The following is a 17,557-nucleotide window of genomic DNA, read 5'->3' on the forward strand; positions in this document are numbered from 1 at the left end:
TTTTGTTGTATAGAGATCGCGAAGCGGATGCTGAAGGCTTATCGCCTACGCTCTCTCATCAAAGTTTTGCGTCAAATAAACAAACCTATGAATTCTGTACTGTCTTCAATGAAATCTTCCCAGAAGATTTTATCCGTATTTTTCTCGAAATGAGATACGAGGTAAGTGTCTAGATCGAAACAAATAACGTGTACGATCCAGTCCTCGAAAGGAGCTAAATAGACAGAATTACCGCAGTCATCGGTATAAAGATATTGACACCGATCGCGTAAATAAAGTTGATTGCGTTTCCTATTAAGGGCTTTGTAAGCAGAAGCAAAAAGTTTAAACATAGTTTTGTCCTTGATAGTGTTACAAATTTGATTAACTGCCTATTAAATTAAGAAGCCGATCGCCTTATCGATCGGCTTCTTAATTCAGTAGATATGTAGCAGTCTGGGAGAACCGACGAGATAATAACCGCAGTTGCCCCAACCAGAAAGCCAGCGTTGCCAGTCTTTGGAGGTAGGAATGAAAATAAAAGCAGCCGTAAGTTTTTGGCTATTTCGCTCTTCGATATTGAAAACAGTTAGAGAATATTCATACACTTTAGTTTTTTGAGGTAAAACAGTTGAAATCATTGTTTTTCTGATTTGACTTGAATCTCATATTCTTTTTGGCGTTAGCCACTGACAAAAGTAAAAAAAAACCGCCAGTTTCTACTGACGGGATGTAAATTGTCAATTCTTGGCTAAGAAACTCCGTCGAACCAAGACTCGACTTGTCTTTGAAGGGGAGAAGGATTAAAAGGTTGACCAGAATCCTGTTGACATTGTCGAACAATGTCGTCAGGAACAGTAGCGTAAGGAGCTAGTAGACGTTGCAGTTCGGAAATATCTTTGATTTCATCGTAGGTAGTGCCAAGCCAAAGCAGAACCGTATCTTGTTCGTCGGTTTCTTCGCGAGAGAAATCTTCGACGATTGCAAAAAAGGTTCGTAGTGGCTCSYCCCMACCAACAACAACTTCGAGATTTTCTGGAAGTGAATCAAGATTGCGGTTGAAATAGTCGCGGTCAATAATGTATCTGGACACGATGTTTCCTCTTGAAGATATAAATTGCTTCACAGAAAATTAGGCGATAGCTTTCAGCTAAATCGCCAAAAAGTTCCCAAGCTCGCTCGGCAGTGATTTCTGGTAGTCGTCGAGCCGAGCATTTCTCTATTTGGAAATTAAAGATTGCAGCCAATCAAGTAAATTTTCTAAAAAATCAAAACCTGGTTCGGGATCGGGAAATTCACCTGGTCGCCGACCTTCAATTTCATCGCAATTTTCGGCAAGCCGAATAAAATTATTGTAAAATTCTTTAAAGCTAGCAGCTTCCAGCTTTTTGCTGAATTGCTCAAGAGTCAGGTTTTGAATTAATTCAAAATCATCCTCAATTTCTTGGATAGATATCTCAAACCAATCTAGATGCTCATCTTCATCAAAATCGAACAACTCTTTATTTTCTATCCAGGAAACAACGCGCTCGTACAAAAAATCAGGAGGCACTTGCAAGGCAGCTAGCCTAATGCTTTCTACCAAGTTTCTCAATTCTGTTTCTGGGTTATCTTTTGGCAATTCCTGCGCTTCTTGTGGATAGCTTTCTAGTATGAATTGCGCTAATTCAATTCTATTAGGAAAATTTTTCTGAGAACAGCGACGAATTTCTTGGATCAAAGCACCTCTCTTTTTATAGACGGGAATACCTCCTTTGAGAAAATATCCACAAGTACCGCCAAGCACCTCAACTAACTCTAGTAAAGCTGTTCGATTTAATCCTGGTAATTTGCGTAAATTTCTTGGACAAATACCTTGCTTTTTCTTAATTTTCATCGATTAACGTTGACTTGGTACTTCCCAAAGTATAATTAAGTTCGTGCATTTTTTTAAATCTAATGAACAACAACCGCTCCCTAACTAAGGAGCGGTAATAGTCGAGTTTTTCCCTGGTTAAAAGATTGGCGATCCGTAGGCTAGGCGTAGCCTAATCGCGCTACGGCATGACTATTTCTTAGCTTTTTCGTAAGCCTCTTTTAATCGGCGGTCTAGATAATCGACAGCCTCCTCCTGTAAAATTTCAACCATTGCGTTGAAAGTCTCTTCATTGACTGTTTTCGGGTCAATGTCGTGGAGTTGTAAATCCTTGTCGTCTAGAAAAAGCAACGGATGGCTTCTTCCTTTTTGTTGGTAAATTCCCATAGTGTTTTATAGCGCGAACGCTACTTTATAAAAATTGCTGCTCATTTCTGTTTATTCGCTCCAATTAATTGTGGTGCAAAGAGTTGCCAACGTCTTTTGGTTCTTCCTTCGCCATACGCAATTCGTCGCCAATGCCCACGTCTAAAGTGAATACGCTTTGACGTACCTTTACCAGATTTACCAGAACCGATGCTCGCGCTTCTCAGTGGAGATTTGTAATCTTTGCCTATAAACAAAGGTTGGCTATATTTAGATTGGCGATTGTTATCCTTTGAGTTGCCAAATCCAGAGCCAGAAGTGGCATGGACAATGTCGCTTTCATTTTGGCTAGCATAAACTAAAGAACTCAAGATAACAGCAGTCATCAGATTAACTTCTTTTCGCTCTAATTCAGCATCAGCCATAACCACAGCCTCCAAATGATGGATGCGATATTCGTTTTCATGAGGGATGAGTCCTACAATGCCTCCGTAGGTATAACCTTCTTGCAAACTCGTCCAACAGAGTCTTTCTCCAGCTTCACCAACAAATTTAGTCTCGCCAGTCCCCTTGGTAAGTTTGTTAGTATTCATGTCTCGACTAACAGTGGGAATCACACTATTTTCACCTTGTCGAAATAATTTATAAGCAAGAAAATTGATTTCTCCCGTCGAGGTTGAAATCAAGTTTTTTGGAAGCATAATTATCCCTGCATCGGGCAAGATTATATCTTGAGGAATTGACTCTGGTGGATCTGTCTTTACCAGATCGCTAGCTAGTTCTTCAGCCAACCAATACCAGGGAATATGGGGCATCTTGACCAAGTTGCCCAACACAGCCATCTTGGCTTTATCAACAGTATTGTTCAATAAATGTTCGTGTGTGAAACAATTAGCAACTAATTGCCTAGTAATATTAGCCGTAGCAACATATCCTTTTGGATTGGTGACTAACTTGCGAAATGTTTTAAACAAATTATCGACAACATCTTCTGGCATTCCAACCTGCATTAGCAGTCTTTTGGTTTCGCGATCGCTCGTAAAAATTTTGTCCATTGCTAAATTTTGGATTTTAAAACTTCAAGAAATCTTTGGCGACAGCCAGAATGAAAAAGCTTGCTCTTGCTTCTTCAGAGTTCATAGGCTTTTAAAGCTCTCTATTATGAGCGATCGGCTTTGCGCCCGTCGCGCAAGCCAATCGCTGCCAGATTTGTGTATTTCAATGCGACTTTTCACTCTGACAACTTCCACTTAGTTTTGGGGAGAGCGTTTTCATCATGAGTAGGAGCTAGCCAGTAATGCTCGCCCGAACTTGTTCCCCATACGAGATCGAAAACATAACTCCCTTTAGAGCCGTATAGCCACTTCCAATCTTCGGGAAGATGAGTTAAAACATAGTTTTTTAAAATATTTTCTTCTTTACCGCATAAAGAGCGGAAACTATGAGGAATTATTTCTATTTCGTTTATCGAGCCATTATCATTAGCTCCTGAATATTTAATGGTAATTCGCTCGACTCTCTCGCTCCGAAGGTGTTTGAGCAAAGGTGCAATAGCTTCACCTGCTTCTTGTTTCTTGCGGTCAATAAGCTTTTGTTGTTCGAGTTCTTCGAGCTTGACACGCTTTACCCATCGAAATTTTGAGCGAGGGTACTGCATCCATACTGACGGTTGGATGTAGAGGAATTGCTCGGCAATAACTCATTAGGCAGGAGTATCTTGCTGTTGAATGTATTGCTTCACAGTTTCCAGATTGGCACCACCAGTAGAAGAGACAAAATAACCAATCTTCCAAAATACAGGTTTTTGATAAAATTGAGCGCATCGAGCGGGAAACTCTTTTCTAATCCGCCTAGAACTAACAGTTTTAAGATTATTAGCTAAGGCACTAATTTGAGCCTTGGGATTGATAGCAATTAATAAATGACAGTGATTATCTTCACCGTTAAACTCTTTTAGTTCACAGTCCCACTTCTGGCAAGTTTCGGCAAATATCACTTGTAAACGTTTCAACATAGCTAAATTAATCACTTTCCTGCGGTATTTAGTCACTAGGACTAAATGTACAGATAAGTCATAAACTGTTCCACCACTGAGTTTTTGCATTGCCAGGACTAATGTGATATATTATTTTTAGTTTATCAAAACTAATCAAGATAGGTAATGCAAGTTACATATCGCTTTAAACTATACCCTTCACTTAAGCAAGTAAGTAGATTAATTCAGTGGCAAAATAAAATACGCTCACTGCTCAATGTCTGTTTGGCAGATAGAATTGACAGCTATCAAGATACTTTTATGCAGGGGGAGTTTTGCAACTTACGAAGCCGAGGAGTCGCTTCGCCTCTAGCTTGCTCAATTCATAAATCGGCTTCTCTGGGAGAATATTGGAAAGAAAATAATCCCTCCAAAAGACGTGGAGATAAAAGTAAACTTTTTAATCCTCGTCGCTCCGCATACGAAATACATTCCTCTTTTGCGACTAGTTGGCGACAGACTAAACCTTGGTATCAAGATGTTAATTCTGATGTTTTACAGCAGGGACTGAGAAACCAAAACAAAGCCTTTGGAAATTTCTTTTCAGGTCGAGCTAATTTTCCTCGATTCAAACGCACTCGCGATATTGGTCTTGAGTTTAAACCAGGCACAGTGAGAATCCAAGAGAACAAAATTAAGTTTCCTAGTCTGGGCTGGATGAAGTTTGCACTTTCTAGAGAAATTAGTAATAATTGGTCAATTAGAACAGTTACAATCACCAGGGAAATTGATATTTGGTACGTATCAGTACTGCTCAAAGACGAAACTATTCCTGATTATTCTCAAAAATCCGCAACCGAACTAAATACTATTATCGGTTGTGATGTTGGTATTAACAAAATAGCTGCTTTTAGTAATGGAGAAATAGAAACTAATCCTAGAATAGGCGAGCGTTTTGAACGCCGATTGAAAATTAGACAAAGACGTTTATCACGCAAGAAAAAAGGCAGTAATAATCGTCAAAAAGCAGGTATAGCTGTAGCCAAAGTTCATCGCGATATTCGTCGTTGTCGTCAAGATTTTCAGTGGAAGTTAGGAAAAAAAATAGCTGCAATGGGCGACATAATTGCTTTTGAAGCTTTAAACATTCAGGGCATGAAAAAAAGATGTAAGCCAAAATTTTGTTCTCAAACGGGCAAATATTTATCCAACAATCAAAAAAGCAAATCTCAACTCAACAAAGCAATTAGCGATGCTGCTTGGTATTCCTTACGCCAGAAAACTCAACATCAAGCAGCTAAATTAGGTACTTGGGTTATAGAGGTCAATCCCCGTGGCTCATCTCAAGAATGCTGCAAATGTCACTATATAAGTCCTAAAAATAGGGATAAAGAAAAGTTTGTTTGTGAAAACTGCGGTCACTACGACGACGCAGATTTAAACGCAGGGAACATATTAGCCCAACGTGGCAAAGAAAAGCTTGGTATAGATACCCTAACGGTGGTCAGCCGTAAAGTTACGACCGAACCTGAATTAACAGGAGCTTCTGGTAACAGAAAGAATATATCATCTGCGATGGTGGATGAGTCTGGTAATCCCGCGCTTTTCGTACAGCTTAAATTGTTTAGCGATTGGGAATGGAATACAGGATAAATGTACTTGTCTTGTCTTCAGAATCTGAAATCATAATCTCTGATTTGATTTTAGAGGTTCAATCAGCAATAATACGCTCGAATTCTTCGTGATTGTAAGAATTTTGCTTGTCTGTCATGTCTAAATTGATTTTGCTAGTTTAAAGGAATTGCTTACGCTGTGACCTCTTCGGTATCGGTAAGGGCAATTTCTTCGTCCCAAAGCAGCATATCGACTACGGTATCGATAACGTCCCACGATATACCAATAGTGGCATCGTGCTTGTGGTCTAAATAGCGAAGCACCTTCTTGGCATCTGTATCGCTAATCTGCTTATCTCTCTGTGAGACAACTTCTCTAACGTCTTCAATACACCAAGCGAGCGCAATAACGCGATCGCATTCGTCTATCCAAGAGTCAAAGGTAAAGTTAGGGCAACCAGTCTTTAACTCTTTTTTTATGCAGTCTTCGAGAACGGTGAGTTCGACATTTTCCGATAAAGAATGTCTAGCAGCAACCGCATCTTCGTCTGCCCAAAATTCAATCCGATATTTCTTCATCATTTTTGCTCCTATTCTTTGTTTGATTCTCAAGATTCTAAAAGATTTTGGGGAAAGTCACTACTCTCATCCCATTCGATAATTACTTATTCAAAAAACGAGTTTCTGTAGTGCGATCGCTTCTACCGACTGCTCTACGACCGTAAGGAGCGGCAGAGTAATATTGAAAGGTGTCTTCGAGTAAAGCCAATCGTCTATCGACTAGCCTTAACTCATAGTTTTGTAGAGTTTTGATAATCGATTCAGTTTGAAAATCTGGCATAGTAAAAAGAGATCGCCTCGTTTATTGGACGGGCGATCTCCAAATGACAAATATTGTTTAGGTTATGTAAGTTTTTTAGCGGCACAACTCGGACAGATACAGTATTTTGCCGCGATTGAATCGAAAGTACCGTCTACTGCAAGTTTGCTGGTATTGTAGATAAACCCATGAGAACGAACGAGAATATCGGATTTTTGCCAGTAACCCAAATTAACCATACCTTCGGGCGAACCAGTGACATCAATATTAGGATGGCAGCTATAGCCCAATCCTGTAAAGTAATCATCAACCCAGGCTATACCAGTTTGCCGATCGCGAAACAGGATGCGATTGTCGTCCAATTGCTTAATTAAATTTTTCATACATTTATCATTAAATGTTTTTCCCTTCATAGTTAGTAATTGGCAAGTATCAAATGCGTTTTGGAACATCAAAAAAACTGCTACCAGCTATTAGCTGGTAGCAAAAATAAGTAGGTTGATAATGCTAGAAGATTACTTAACGGTCGCCAACTGTTTCCAGGTTGCAGGTGCGAGATTCAACACTCGATCCCCATCTCGCTCGAACTCGGTTGCGCGATCGTAGTCGGCTAAATCCTGGGAAGTGCGGGTCACAGCATTCATCAGTCCATAAGCTGACAAATCACCACCTTGAATGAGATGAGTAAGTATGCCCGATTGTTCGTCCTGGTTGTAGGTAAACTTATTGGCTAGAACCTCGACGGCTTTAACGGGACTGCCTTCAATTTTGCGTTCTTTGGCATCGCGCATTTTGTTGACTATTGTTTCAAATTTAGTTTGGTCGATCGCCGCACGAACTGTATCGCGAACTTTGAGGAAAAACGCTTTATCATCAGCTTTAAGAGTATCATCGGCATATAGCTGATATACATCAGCTTCAGATTCAACTCTTTTGCCAACATGGTATTTCTTAGTGCTGTAATCTTGTAAAATGCACCCGTTAGTACAAACTAACCTATATATTAGTGGTTCGACTCTCAAAGAACCCAAACCAATTTCTGAGTTGCTAATAGCAATTCCCGCCTGGACTACATCGCCTTTACTAACCTCGGCTTCAAGTCTTCGGTTGACGACCTTAAGATACATCCGAGTTTCAGTGATTTCGGTGGAAAGAATTTTCATTCCTTCGCCCATTTCAGTCAATATCGGCAAAATAGTTTCAGCCAATTCGTAGTTGTCAAGTCTACGATAGCGATCGCTGAGGTAGGCTCTAGCAGTACCATCTAAAGTACGAATCATTCTCCGTTCTGGTTGTTCGTTAAACCAAGTGTTGACATTAGTTGCCAATAGTTCTGGTTGTTGAAAAAGCATTCTCTTGTAGTATTTAAGAGGTATGTTCACCCGTGAAGCGATTTGTCCGTGAGTATGAGGAGTAACCTTTAAAGTTTCTTCTGCATCTTCTCCTTCTAAAACTAAGCTGGAATCTTCTTTTAACTTCAGTGCGGTTGTTTCGGCAACATAATCTTTTTTAGCTTCTGATTGTCTTTCCAATTCTTGGGCTAACTCTACAAGACTTTTACCTGATTTCATAATTGTGATGCTCCTGGTATTCATACAAAAAAGGTTTGAGATGTTTGTTTCTCAAACCCGTTCATAAAATTTTTGGCGACAGCCAATCTTCAGCAGTTATCAGCAGTTAAGCTCTTGACGTTTTTTATCCCAGGCTTCGTCAGTAGGAGCTTCCAAAACTCCCAAGCGAAAATAGATTTGCTGCTGATAATCTCTAGCTCCGCGACATAGGGTTTTGTTGTCACTGCCATGACAAACTTGGCTTTTCTCCTGTGTTATTATTCTTCGGATAACAGTATTTCGTATGTCTATGCAGCCGTCGTCGTTAAAGGGACAAGTTTTGCAGCGTCGAGGATTAACTTTGAAGTTAGTAATGTCAATCATGAATTTCTATTTAAAATGCAAAAAGAGGAACTGGCAATTTAGGTACATAAAAAAATCGGGAAAAGTTCGTGGTTGAAATCTTTTCCCGATCGCTATTTTTTTGATTTGTTTTGGTCCATAACTATAACTATTCTTCGATATCACCGAATAAATGCTGGACTATGCGACGAGTTTCTACTTTAATGCCTTCGACTTGAGTAGCAATAAACTCCCGATTTTCTCTGCCTTCGATAATGTATTGCTCCATTTTTTGTTCTAATCGGTCGATAGCAGCAGCATTTCTTCTAGTTAACCGCTCGGTTTGCTGTAGGTCTTCTCGGTTGTTCTGGGCTCTGGTGAGAGCAGTTTGAGCTACTTGGGCTAGATCGGAAATGTTTCTTCTTTGTTGGGCAACTGCTTGACTGTTTTCGGCGCTCGCCTGACTGTTGGCTTCGACAATGGCTTCGATTCTATCTAGGCGATCGGCTTTGCCGCTTCGCTTTGCGAAATCGCTACTAGATTATTTTCGTTACTTTGAGTCATTAGTACAATTAAATTTAAGCTGAGTGTAAAAGCAATTTGAGGGAGGGTTGTAGATGTCTAGTCGAAGCCTCCCTTAAATTTTAACTTCTGTAGAACTAGCATAGTTCTGCAATAAGAATATTTTGCAAATTGTATCGCTCTATCTGAAGCGGAACTATTACTTTGAATTCTTTAGCTATAGCGATAAGTTCGTTAAAGGAAGCAAAAGGAATATTGTTAAGGCGAACGGTTTTAGAGCGATCGCGTTCAATCGCATTATGAAGTGCTTTGATTATCGGGCAATAAAAGAAAAGCAGTGGAATTAGATAGAGAATTGCTGAGAAGATTAGATTTTCCATTGTTTTTGAATGTAGAGAATTAATAGATTGGGATTTGATAATGAAGTGAAAGGAAAGTGATGAACTGCGATTGCTATCAACATTTCAAGCAATCGCGCTAATTTACGGTGGCTTTTGCCATCGTTCAAAGGTTAAATTTTCGTTGAGTAGTTATGAACACACAAGTTGCAATATCTTTCAAAGATTCCAGTGGCAAATCTGTATTACTCATTTCACTACTAACGGTTCTGAAACAATGGGAGTAAAGTTTTGCTAGTCTTTGGCTATAATCTTTAATTTCTTCGGCTTTACTGTCACTTTTAGCTGGTGGTGGTGTAGCATTCGTCGTGACTTGTTCGACCACAGAATATTTACCTTTTTCGTTGACAGCAAGATTTACTGGTTCGTTTGGATAGCGGTTGGTAAGATTGCAATCGCCTGGATTGCCCCAAACCGCAACTTCTTCTCCTGTGTAGGTTAGGCAGTTGAGTACGATTCTGTCGCCGTACTTGGTAGAAATTTGTTTGGGAGCTTTGGTGACAGTGGCTTCGATTAATTTCATGGCATTCTCCTGACAATTTGGATAAGAACAGTCATGAAATATTTGGCGACAGCCAGAATTGATAAAGCTACTATTTAGGTTTTTTTTTAAGTTAATAATTCGAGCAGTATTTCTTGAAAGTGCGTTAGACAAGACTTGGTTAAATTAGCTCTGATAATTTTGTTCGACTCACTTCCTATCTGAACTCTCATTAATTCTACTTCAATTTTGGCAACTGATGAGAGAATAATGCTGTTGTCGATCTTTTCAAGTTTGTAATTATTGCTGCAAAATTTACTGCCCTGCAAATCGATAAGTTTTAGAGCAATAGGAATAAATTTGCTAACATTTTCTGATTGTATTTGTTGAGTTAACTTAGCTATTTTTTCACTCTCGTTTACTTCAGTAGCAGTAAAGTTACTCTCAATAACATCACCAATTTTTCTGAGAATTATTTTTGGTTCGGCTATCTCTGTTCGACCGTTGGAATTACTAGCAGGTTGCGAATCGAATTTTACAATTAGCAAATCTTTAGTTTTACGAATTTTAATAGTGGCAGAAGGATGAAGCTCGTTCGGTTCGCTACAAAATTCTGATACTGCATTAGCAAAATTATAGTTTCCAAATTTATCTACAAGTTTATTTGCCAAATCTAAAAGTTTTTTCTCTAATGTCAAACTCTGCAAAAAATACTCGAATTGCGAAGAAGCGTAACGTTTCAAATATGTTAACTCTGCAAGCTTAATATCATTTATGGGTAGTTCGTCTTCGCAGTCACAAATATAAATATTACTCGATCTAACTCCGTCGAATTTGGTATTTCTGAATAATGTTCCAAAAACGCGAACGTTGTCTAAGTTGGCATTGATAAACGAAGCTTCAGTACAAGTGGCATTTTTCATCTGAATGTTGCTCGCTCTGACTCCCTCGAAATTAGCTTTCTTTAAATCGGTTTGATTAAAGTAACTTTTACAAATTTCGCCATGAGAAAAGTTAGCCCCTCTAAATTGGGAATTGGAAAAATCTACTTCGCTTATAAAAGCCCCTTGTAGATTGGCAGATCTATAAAAAGAATTGCGACAAGACAAATTTCTCAACTCAACACCTCTCAAATCGGCTTTGTCCAAATTCATGCCGTCGAGAGCGAGAGTTTCTAACTTCGCTCCAGCTAGTTGCGGGATGATATCTGGATTTTTCTCTCGCCATTTATTCCAAACTTTTGCTCCCCGCTTTAAAAGTCTATAATGCTGGCGATTTGGTACGAGAAATTTTTTCTGTATGGACAAATCCTTTAAATTTGAAAGGCAGTTAGATTTGTGCAACTGGTGAAATTGTTCTAGTGACAAATCTAAAAGATAAGCTAGTTTCGGAAATTGAATAGTATCTGGATTTTGTTCTCCTTTTTCCCAACGGGCAACCGTCGATTGAGTTACTGGAGGCTCCAAAATTTGCCCGAACTCTTCCTGGTTGAGTTCGTTGACGATTCTGATTTTTTTAATTAATTTTGGAAGTAATTTTTCTGCTATCGGTTTTGCAGGTAAGCGATCTGTTTTTGTCATTATAAAAAGTCAATCAAACTTAGTAATAGACTTAAAGGCGTGGGAGTATAGTTCGTATTGAGTAGTTGACGTTTGGGGAAAATTATTTTCTAATCTTGTAGAAAATATCTCTACCATCCGCTCGATCGCATCGAGAGTCGAAATTGCCAAATATTCACTATTAGGGTACATCTGTTTTACCTTTTCTTCGTAAATTAGGTAACACAGGTGGCTTTCAGAGATAGATAGAGCTTTAGCTAAACGAGGAACGGTTTTTTTTCCTGGGGTGATGTTATTGTTTTTCAGGCAGATAGATCTTAAGGCAGCGCGAGAGATACCTATGCTTGCTGCTATCTCAGAAAAGGTGAGTTTATGTTTCTCGATCTGCTCTAGGATTAACAAACCTAGCGAAGAACAATCTTCGGGACGAAGTTGCAAGTGAGGAGTAGCCACTATTAAAAAGGTATTTCTGGTGGAGAATCGTGTTCATCAGAAAGTTTGCGAAAATCACTTTCCTCGTTATCGTTCCAATTAGAATTATCTAGATCGTCAAAACCGATGTATCCTTGAGAAAGAAGTTCTTCAGTATCTAATCCGCGCATCTCAAAAGCTCGTCTTTTGGCGGGACTCATAGAGTTAATATCTACTTTATCTTTGGAGCTATACAAAATCTTAAAAGTTGGCTCGATTCCCAACTTTTCCCGTTCTCTTCTTTCTGCTTTCCGTTGTCTGCTTAATTCATCGCAATATTCATCATGCTTTTTTCTGGCAATGGCATTTTCGCGATCGATTCGAGCATCGCGCATAAGAATTTCTTCAGTTCGAGCAATCTTTTCTTCACTCCAACCTTTATTTCTCAAGCGTTGGCGACGTTGTGGTGTAAAAGACCCATCATCATTTTGTTCTTTGTAAAAAGCTGATTCAAAACTAGTCATTTTTTACCAATTACTTTAGTATGGCTATAAAAATCAATCATTTTGATACTCTAACTCGTCAAGATTTCAATCTTGACGAAAAAATCGAAAATTCTTTGGCAGAGTATTTATTTCCCGATACTAACTTTAGTATAGGTTCGGTTCATCAAAATATTACAACATCCGAGCAATTAGAAAACTATGAGGATAAAACCTTACAGTTTGCTTCTGGAGAAAGGTTATACTTTGCGAATCGCGAGGTTAGATCTTTAATATATCCCAATCAATCGGATGGAGCGGCATACGGCAGTTTGGTATTTACCCCCTGTCAGAGTTTAGAAGAAATAGATGCCAGAGTTTTAGTCATTGATGATGAAACGGGAGTTAATGGTGGCATCATGCCACCAGAAAAAGCCAAACAGTTAGTAGGGGATTGCTATGGCAAGATTAGTTTGGAAATGGCTGAAAAACTTACGGGATTGGACAATACGCCATTTCAGTACCGATTGGGGATAAAGCCACAAGAAGAAAATTCGGTACATAGAATAGCGAAAGGTACGTTAGCTCCAGCCAAACTTGATAATTTGAGCGGAGTAGAGATAACTACTAAAAAAGTACAGGACGGTAGAACGTTAAGAAAAATTGGCTACGATCTAATATTACCAACTAGTAGCTTCAAGGGAAGAAAGAAAGGCTACGAACCAATAGAACCTGGAGAATACAATCTCAAAGTGGGGATAGGAATAAAAACTCTAGCTAAATACGGAGAGCAAAGTCTGGGAACTCAGGTATTGGTCAACTATCCCAAAGCCGTAAAAAATGAGATTTTATCTAAAATAGAAGCTCAAGCAGAAACACTAGCTGCTAACCAATCTTCACCTCAAAAACTAGCCCAACAGTATATAGAACTATACGAACGAAGAAAAGAATTATCTCAAACGGGGGACAAAAACCAAAACTATGAAGAACTAGAAGGGTTTGACCGAATAATCGACGAAGCTTTTGGCGATCGCGAAACACCAATTACCGAAGAAGACCATAATTTATACAAACTGCTTAAAGCTGACGAGCATGGAAAACTAACCGAACACCCTAAAATTATCGACGAATTAAACAAGTTTGTCCGAAAAAGATGGGTAGACATAGCTACAGGTAGAAGTGTCAAATTTCAGGCAGGAATGGCACAACCGAGTCTGAAGTTAAAAGAGGATGAAATTTGTATCCCTCATATTGCCGAAGGAAAAGAAGTTATCGTTACGCGATCGCCTTTAATCAACTCTAACGGAGTAATAGTTCTCAAGAACCGTCACCTGCCAGAAGTAAACCATTTGAAGGGAGTAGTACATATTAATCCAGTTGCCGCCGCCAAACACCTTCAGGCGGATTATGATGGGGATCGTCTAGCTTTTGAAATGGCAGAAAAGTTTCCAATTTTAGCCAAAGAAGTTAAAGAATATAACCTCGAAGCAAATCGCTATCCCGATATTGTCAAAAGAGACAAAATTCCCTATCAGGGATCTTTTACTGAAATTGCTCTATCGGCAGCCGACAATCAAATTGGTGCGATCGCCAATCAAATTCAAAGGGCAGTCGCTTTAAGATGGGAAGCCCGCGAACTTCCAGAAAGTAAAAAGGTGGGCTATGTCAAAAACCTTGCTCAAAAAATGTCTGGGTTATTAGAGTCAAACCAATCTCTACCCGACAAATATCGCGATCGCGTTGAATTTATAGCAAATTTGCCAGAGCGACTATCAGCAGAAGAAAGTAACCGAGCCTTGAAAACAGTTGAAAGTATTAATTTCGATTTGGTAGGCGACCTGGGTAACGAACTTCAAGTTGCCGTCGATGGACCAAAGAGTGCGGCTCGTCCCGATGGGGAATTACTAAAAACTCTCAAGGCGATCGGTAGCTACAAATATCCGCAGTGGTTGCTAGACAAGAAGAACCCAGAAGCGTATCAAAACCGAGAAATGAAAACTAATGGCTACTCCCCAATAGACTTAATAGTAGCCGAGACAAATAAGCATTTTCAGCAAAATCAGCTTGTGTCAGAACCTACCGTGTCGTTTCGCCCACTATTTTCTGACATCAAGTTCGATCGCGCCTTAGAAGAATTAGCACGTTCGGTTAGGGATACTTACAATTCTCTAATAGCTGAGGCGATCGCTACTGAAAAAAAAGTAGACCAACCCGTACTCAAGGTAACTTCGGCAACTAGCGGTAGAACTATTGAGATCGACAATCTACTTAAGTTTGCCAAATCGGATTCACCAATCTGGAAAGCCAAAAAGTTAGATCTAGGCATCAAAGTCAATCCTAAAAATCAAAACGAGCTTTTGGCAGTATCCATTAAGCCTACAGGAAACAAAGAAATTGGCACTATTAATGCCGAGCAGGTCAAGCAGTTTGGTTTGAAACCTGGGCATACTCTAAAAGGAGCCTCACGGAGTGACAACATATTTAGAGTGAAGCAAGGATAAGAGTTTTAGCTTTGAGACCCTGTTGATAAAAAGGTAGCTTGTTGGGAGTAAGTCTTATTAACTTTTCAACCCAATGATGACAAAATTGAAAGTTATTAACCCATAAACTACCATACAAACCTATCCAAAAATTACTATGCCTTTTAACTCTTCTTTGATTTTCTTGCAAACGACATACGTATTCTTTAATTCGTTTAAAAGAGATTGTTTGTCCTTTTGTAATGGCACAAGTGTAAGCAATTGCTATCAGTAAAATCAGAGATAATAAACGCTTATCGCTGCCTTGACATTTCTCTAAATTGTACCCACCTGATTTACAATCTTTGAACATAGCTTCAATGCCCATCCTTTTCTTATAAGCTTTGATGGTCTGCTGCAAACTGGAGAGGTTATTGATTAAGTACCATCCTTCATTATTAGTTTTAGATTTAGTCAGATTACTCCAATAAAAAGCAAGATTTGTTCTAGCCATGTTGGGTTGTTTAGTAAATTTAACTTGTTCTATATAAAATGATTTTCCTAATTTGCTCCCGAAAAATAATAACTGTTGATAATTTTGATTATCTAGCTGGATATATTTACTGCTTTTAGTTCTTAAAACGTACTGACAGCACTGCGAAGAGAGCCAATCGGCAAGGTTGACATTGCCAAATTCTCTATCTCCTATAACAATTACTTCATATCCTTTTAATAATTTTAGAGTTGATTTGAGTAGTCTTTTTTGTTCTCTAAGATTACTATTTCCTTTTTTATCTAATAACATCCAATTTAAAGGAATCGCCCGTTTATTTTTGATTAAGCTAGCTACAAATAAATTCCGTTCTTGCCATCTTGTCCTGTCAATAGCTACGTAGCAAACTCTTTTCTTTGTTTGATTGATTTTTAGCCATTTCTTAATTATGGGAAACCATACACATTTAGGGTTTAACTGTGGTAAAATCAAAAATCTTTGAAGATGCCGACGGCGACTTTCGTATTTGATTGGTATTGGCATCAGGGCAGCTAGTTTTTCAATTTGGATTGTTCTATAGCTTTGTAACATTAAGACAATTATTCTTAGTGTCGCATATTGTCTCGAAGTTAATAACTGTTTCAGGCATTTGTGATAAAATTCAGGCAACATTTTTGATTGGGGGGTTTTCTCAATTAACTCAACCCCCTTTTTTTACCATCTCACCGTTACATTTAACTGTTCATCTTGTTTTCTACTCTTTTGTCACCCCGTGAGAAAAGGAGCAACAATACAAATCGAACCTGGAATTACTAAAACTCAGAGCGAGGCGATGTTTGCCAGAGTTACTAACTACTTAGACGAAATTCGACAGAATACGCCAGAACTCGTACAAGCTTCTCTGGYAGCAGCACTGTGGGATGTGTCTCATACCAAAAGTGCAAATACTAACTATGTCAAAAAAGCCAGTGTTGCCTTTAACCTGTTTCCCGAACGGATAGTCAAACAATTAGAAAAGCCACCCATTCGGGATTTAACTTTAGTAGGGAGTCATTATTCTACCGACTATGGCAATAAACGTTGGCAGGGAGAAAAAGTAAATTGTGAGGTTGTCAAAGATAAAGACCCTCAAAGCTACAACTATGGCAAAAAAATAGTTTTGGTAGAGGGAAAACCTCTGGCGGTTTTTAGCAATGAATCGGCATCTTTAGCTGAAGGGGCTAAATTTACAGCTACACTGCGCTCGCCACCAGGAGCTTCGATTATTGCTACTACTCCTAAAGGCAATACGATCGAGATCGGGCAAATTAAAAACTTTGCTTATGCGAATCGAGATTGGCAGGGAGAATCAGCCAAAATTAATTTGGACTATGCTTTTGTCAAAGGTAAAAAGAAGCCCGTAGCGATATTGGACGGCAAGATTTTGGGAATTATCGATCGCGATAGTGTAAAAAAATTAGAAAAGCTATCTCTTATATCCAATAAAGTTACTTTGCCTGTTAATCTGGTTCGTTCGCCAGCTACCACGACTGATTTAAAAGTAGATTTAGATAGTCTTAGTTATTCCTGGCAATCTGCCGAAGTTAATAATTCTTCAGCAGTTGCAACTATTGCTCCTATCGTGCGCGACTTCCTCAAGCTGAAAGGTACGGAACATTTTGAAGGACAGAAATATACGGCTACTTGGAATAAAGACAAGCAGCTTCTGGTAATGAAGGATCTACAAGGTTCGACAAAATTGTCAGCACGATACGATCGAGGAAAATGGCAGGAGCAAATTAATAATCTAAGCCAATCGGAAGTCAAGTTTTTTCAAGAAATGAAGCCCAAGTTGCAAGAGCAATGGGGTCAGTCTCAACAAAGTATCGAACGGCAAAGACAAGTTTTCAGACAAGAATATCAAAGGCTTAAAAACCAAGTCGTCGAAGCCAATCCTAAGTTTCTTCAAGCTGGAGATGAAAAACTTGATACTGCTGTAGCTATGCTGGTAATTAAAGAAGCGGTCGATCGTAACTCCAACCTCAAGCGAGTTGGTCAGGTTTTGTCTCAGAGCGATCGGGTTCTCAAAATGAAACAGACAATGCCAGAAACCGAGTATAAAGAAAAAGCCCAAGATTATATTTATCGAACTTACCAAGAAGCAAAGCAAATTAGAGAAAGCATTATTGATTCTCAAAGGAAGCTTAAATTTTCTTTAGAAAGATAATTTTCAACGACAATTCTTCCAAACACCGACTTTTAGCTACGGCGTT

22 protein-coding genes are annotated in these 17,557 nt (G+C 39.0%); 3 read left to right on the plus strand and 19 right to left on the minus strand.

Translation table 11 applies throughout. The features are described from left to right. Positions 1-71: 71 nt before the first annotated feature. The 8 genes from KV40_RS24460 to tnpA all read right to left on the minus strand — a co-directional run bounded on the left by KV40_RS24460 (position 72) and on the right by tnpA (position 4,304). Entirely contained in the window at positions 72-332 is a 261-nt protein-coding gene (locus KV40_RS24460; protein ID WP_036486872.1) for a hypothetical protein, read from the minus strand. Between the two features lie 84 nt (positions 333-416). Next, a complete protein-coding gene (locus KV40_RS24465) occupies positions 417-620 on the minus strand; it encodes a hypothetical protein (protein WP_036486873.1) in 204 nt (67 codons plus the stop codon). 110 nt (positions 621-730) lie between these two features. Continuing rightward, entirely contained in the window at positions 731-1,072 is a 342-nt protein-coding gene (locus KV40_RS24470; protein ID WP_036486874.1) for a hypothetical protein, read from the minus strand. A 126-nt stretch (positions 1,073-1,198) separates the two neighbouring features. Further along, positions 1,199-1,855 (minus strand): hypothetical protein, encoded by a 657-nt coding sequence (locus tag KV40_RS24475; RefSeq protein ID WP_036486875.1) that lies wholly within the window; start codon positions 1,853-1,855, stop codon positions 1,199-1,201. A gap of 171 nt (positions 1,856-2,026) precedes the next feature. Then, entirely contained in the window at positions 2,027-2,221 is a 195-nt protein-coding gene (locus KV40_RS24480; protein ID WP_036486876.1) for a hypothetical protein, read from the minus strand. Between the two features lie 41 nt (positions 2,222-2,262). Next, complete coding sequence (locus tag KV40_RS24485) at positions 2,263-3,255, minus strand: hypothetical protein (RefSeq protein WP_036486877.1); 993 nt, start codon at positions 3,253-3,255, stop codon at positions 2,263-2,265. 176 nt (positions 3,256-3,431) lie between these two features. Continuing rightward, positions 3,432-3,857, minus strand: a complete 426-nt coding sequence (locus KV40_RS24490) for a hypothetical protein (protein ID WP_036486879.1) — start codon at positions 3,855-3,857, stop codon at positions 3,432-3,434. A 45-nt stretch (positions 3,858-3,902) separates the two neighbouring features. Further along, a complete protein-coding gene (gene tnpA / locus KV40_RS24495) occupies positions 3,903-4,304 on the minus strand; it encodes an IS200/IS605 family transposase (protein ID WP_036486881.1) in 402 nt (133 codons plus the stop codon). 57 nt (positions 4,305-4,361) lie between these two features. Between tnpA and KV40_RS24500 the strand changes: the two genes are divergently transcribed. Then, on the plus strand, positions 4,362-5,828 hold the full coding sequence (locus KV40_RS24500; protein ID WP_036486883.1) for an RNA-guided endonuclease TnpB family protein: 1,467 nt from the start codon (positions 4,362-4,364) through the stop codon (positions 5,826-5,828). A gap of 152 nt (positions 5,829-5,980) precedes the next feature. On the opposite strand, the gene KV40_RS24505 is transcribed toward KV40_RS24500, so the two are convergent. The 10 genes from KV40_RS24505 to KV40_RS24550 form a co-directional block, all read right to left on the minus strand. Further along, entirely contained in the window at positions 5,981-6,370 is a 390-nt protein-coding gene (locus KV40_RS24505; protein WP_156114162.1) for a hypothetical protein, read from the minus strand. 79 nt (positions 6,371-6,449) lie between these two features. Next, on the minus strand, positions 6,450-6,629 hold the full coding sequence (locus KV40_RS24510; RefSeq protein ID WP_036486887.1) for a hypothetical protein: 180 nt from the start codon (positions 6,627-6,629) through the stop codon (positions 6,450-6,452). A 62-nt stretch (positions 6,630-6,691) separates the two neighbouring features. Continuing rightward, entirely contained in the window at positions 6,692-6,991 is a 300-nt protein-coding gene (locus KV40_RS24515; protein WP_036486889.1) for a hypothetical protein, read from the minus strand. A gap of 132 nt (positions 6,992-7,123) precedes the next feature. Next, entirely contained in the window at positions 7,124-8,179 is a 1,056-nt protein-coding gene (locus KV40_RS24520; RefSeq protein WP_036486891.1) for a DUF932 domain-containing protein, read from the minus strand. A gap of 99 nt (positions 8,180-8,278) precedes the next feature. After that, positions 8,279-8,542 carry a hypothetical protein gene (locus KV40_RS24525; protein ID WP_036486893.1) on the minus strand — a complete coding sequence of 88 codons (264 nt, stop codon included), beginning with the start codon at positions 8,540-8,542 and terminating at the stop codon, positions 8,279-8,281. A 617-nt stretch (positions 8,543-9,159) separates the two neighbouring features. Next, positions 9,160-9,402, minus strand: coding sequence for a hypothetical protein (locus tag KV40_RS24530; RefSeq protein ID WP_036486894.1), 243 nt, complete (start codon positions 9,400-9,402; stop codon positions 9,160-9,162). A 124-nt stretch (positions 9,403-9,526) separates the two neighbouring features. Then, positions 9,527-9,943 (minus strand): hypothetical protein, encoded by a 417-nt coding sequence (locus KV40_RS24535; RefSeq protein WP_036486895.1) that lies wholly within the window; start codon positions 9,941-9,943, stop codon positions 9,527-9,529. 86 nt (positions 9,944-10,029) lie between these two features. Further along, on the minus strand, positions 10,030-11,481 hold the full coding sequence (locus tag KV40_RS32560) for a pentapeptide repeat-containing protein (protein ID WP_052055921.1): 1,452 nt from the start codon (positions 11,479-11,481) through the stop codon (positions 10,030-10,032). Between the two features lie 9 nt (positions 11,482-11,490). After that, on the minus strand, positions 11,491-11,913 hold the full coding sequence (locus tag KV40_RS24545) for a helix-turn-helix transcriptional regulator (protein ID WP_036486896.1): 423 nt from the start codon (positions 11,911-11,913) through the stop codon (positions 11,491-11,493). A gap of 2 nt (positions 11,914-11,915) precedes the next feature. Next, positions 11,916-12,395 (minus strand): hypothetical protein, encoded by a 480-nt coding sequence (locus KV40_RS24550; protein ID WP_036486897.1) that lies wholly within the window; start codon positions 12,393-12,395, stop codon positions 11,916-11,918. 20 nt (positions 12,396-12,415) lie between these two features. Between KV40_RS24550 and KV40_RS24555 the strand changes: the two genes are divergently transcribed. After that, the gene (locus tag KV40_RS24555; RefSeq protein ID WP_052055922.1) at positions 12,416-14,854 is read left to right on the plus strand and encodes a hypothetical protein; all 2,439 of its coding nucleotides are present in this window, start codon (positions 12,416-12,418) and stop codon (positions 14,852-14,854) included. Here the strand turns inward: KV40_RS24555 and KV40_RS24560 are convergent. Next, positions 14,835-15,896 carry an IS4 family transposase gene (locus KV40_RS24560; protein ID WP_081942929.1) on the minus strand — a complete coding sequence of 354 codons (1,062 nt, stop codon included), beginning with the start codon at positions 15,894-15,896 and terminating at the stop codon, positions 14,835-14,837. The genes KV40_RS24555 and KV40_RS24560 overlap by 20 nt on opposite strands. Positions 15,897-16,077: 181 nt before the next feature. Here KV40_RS24560 and KV40_RS24565 point away from each other — a divergent pair, with 181 nt between their 5' ends. After that, positions 16,078-17,511, plus strand: a complete 1,434-nt coding sequence (locus KV40_RS24565) for a hypothetical protein (RefSeq protein ID WP_036486899.1) — start codon at positions 16,078-16,080, stop codon at positions 17,509-17,511. Positions 17,512-17,557 lie beyond the last annotated feature (46 nt).

This window comes from Myxosarcina sp. GI1 (genome assembly GCF_000756305.1).
Lineage (GTDB): Bacteria > Cyanobacteriota > Cyanobacteriia > Cyanobacteriales > Xenococcaceae > Myxosarcina.